This window comes from Allobosea sp. CER48 (assembly GCF_044752385.1).
Classification (GTDB): domain Bacteria; phylum Pseudomonadota; class Alphaproteobacteria; order Rhizobiales; family Beijerinckiaceae; genus Allobosea.
On the sequence record NZ_JBIWYK010000492.1, the window covers coordinates 1 to 2,171 of the forward strand.

2 protein-coding genes are annotated in these 2,171 nt (G+C 65.6%); both read right to left on the bottom strand.

Annotated elements, in window-relative coordinates; genetic code table 11:
• Positions 1 to 444, bottom strand: a 444-nt coding sequence (locus ACIPIA_RS14745) for a molybdopterin-dependent oxidoreductase (protein ID WP_400510634.1), incomplete at its 3' end; no start/stop codon positions are given.
• Positions 445 to 546: 102 nt separating this feature from the next.
• Positions 547 to 2,171: AMP-binding protein (locus ACIPIA_RS14750; RefSeq protein ID WP_400510635.1), on the bottom strand; the 1,625-nt coding region annotated here is incomplete at its 5' end.

A 2,171-nucleotide genomic window follows, 5' to 3' on the forward strand; every position in this document is an offset into this window, starting at 1 on the left:
CGCGGAGGGCCCGGTATAGACCGCACTCGGTTTCGGGCCGGCATGCTCCAGTACATCCGCCAGCCGCACCCCGGTCCAGCGTGCACAGCCGACGGCACCGAGCCGCCATTGCAGCCCGTCGGTGGCCGGCGAGAATTGCGAACGGCCGTTGCCCGCGCATTCGAGAACGGCCGTGACCGTCACGGCCTCGAAGCGCTGGCGCAGACCCTCGATCGACCAGACGGTGGGGCGCTCGACCTCGCCGTCGATCGTCAGCGTCCAGTCGCGCTCGTCGCCGATCTCCGGCAGCTCGCCATTGTTGCGGATGAAGAAGGCATCGACCGGCGTGATCGGCTGGTCGAGCAGGCCGATGGCCGGCTCGGCATTCAGCGCCTCCTCCTCATAGACATGGAGGCCGGGCTTCAGCCGGCGCAGCAGCGGCAGTTCGATGAGGCGGCGAGGCAAGCGGCCATTGTCTCCGGTGGCACCTCGCCGGGCGACTCTGCCCGCGAGGCCGCACAGAAGACACGTTGTTCCCGCCGCTGTCGACCGCGTACCTGCCGCAGGTCAGCGCCTGGCGACGACCTCTTCCCGCAGCGCCCGGCGCAACACCTTGCCGACATTCGTCTTCGGCAGGGTTTCCCGGAAGAAGATCTGCTTGGGAACCTTGTAGCCGGTCAGGTTCTCCTTGCAGTAGGCACGCAGCTCTTCCGCCGTCAGCGTTGGGTCCTTGCGCACCACGAAAGCTGTGACCGCTTCGCCCGAATGCTCGTCCGGCAGGCCGATCACCGCCGATTCCAGCACGCCCGGATGCGAGGCCAGGACATCCTCGACCTCGTTCGGATAGACGTTGAAGCCAGAGACCAGCACCATGTCCTTCATCCGGTCGACGACCTTGATCTGTCCGTCCGGCAGCATCACGCCGATATCGCCGCTGCGGAAATAGCCGTCCGCCGTCATCGCCTTGGCGGTCTCGTCCGGGCGGTTCCAGTAACCGGCCATCACCTGCGGCCCGCGAATGCAGATCTCGCCGGATTCTCCGAGCGGCATATCGTGCCCCTCGGCATCGCGGATCGCGATGTCCGTGGAAGAGATCGGATAGCCGATCGTGCCGGTGAATTCCTGAATGTCCGGCCGGTTGATCGTCGCCACCGGCGAGGTCTCCGACAAGCCGTAGCCCTCGATGATCGGGCGGCCGGTCACAGCCTTCCACTGCTTGGCAACCGCCGCCTGCGTCGCCATGCCGCCGGCGACGGCGAAGCGCAGCTCGGAGAAGTCGACGCCCTTGATGTCGGGGTGGTTGGCGAGCGCGTTATAGAGAGTGTTGACCCCGGAGATCAGGGTGAAGCGGCTCGACTTCAGCGTCTTGATGAAGCCCGGGATGTCGCGCGGATTGGCGATCAGCAGGCTCTTGGCGCCGATCCGCAGCAGGAACATGCAGCAGCAGGTCAGAGCGAAGATGTGATAGAGGGGCAGCGCCGTGACCATGACGTGCTGGTAGTCGCTGCGGCCCTGCGGCGATTCCAGCACCCATTCGAGCCAGAGCCCGGCCTGCTGCACATTGGCCGCCACGTTGCGGTGAGTCAGCGTGGCGCCCTTGGCGACGCCCGTCGTGCCACCCGTATATTGGAGGAAGGCGACATCCTGCGGCGTCACGGTGACCGCGGCCATGCCCGAGCCACTCGTCAGGATCTGCTGCAGCGGTACGGAGCCAGGCAGGTTGAACGGCTTGACGACCTTCTTGATCCGGCGCGCTACGAAATTGACGATCCTGCCCTTGAACCCCATCAGGTCGCCGGCCGTGGCGATGACGATGGCATCAAGCTTCAGGTTCGGCTTCGCCTCTTCGACGACATGGGCGAAATTCTCGATCACCACGAGCACGCGCGCGCCGGCATCGTTGACCTGATGGGTCAACTCGCGCGCCGTGTAGAGCGGGTTGATGTTGACCACGGTGAAGCCGCCGAGAAGCGTGCCGAAGATCGCAGGCGGATAGGCCAGGATGTTCGGCATCATCAACGCGACGCGATCGCCCTTCTTCAGCCCCTTCGCCTGCAGCCAGCCGGCGAAGGCCTCGGCAGCGCGCAGGGTCTCGGCGAATGTGATGGTCTTGCCGAAGCTCTCGAAGGCCTGCCGGCTGCCATAGCGCGTGCACGACGAGCGGATCAGATCGACCAGCGTTCCGATCTTCG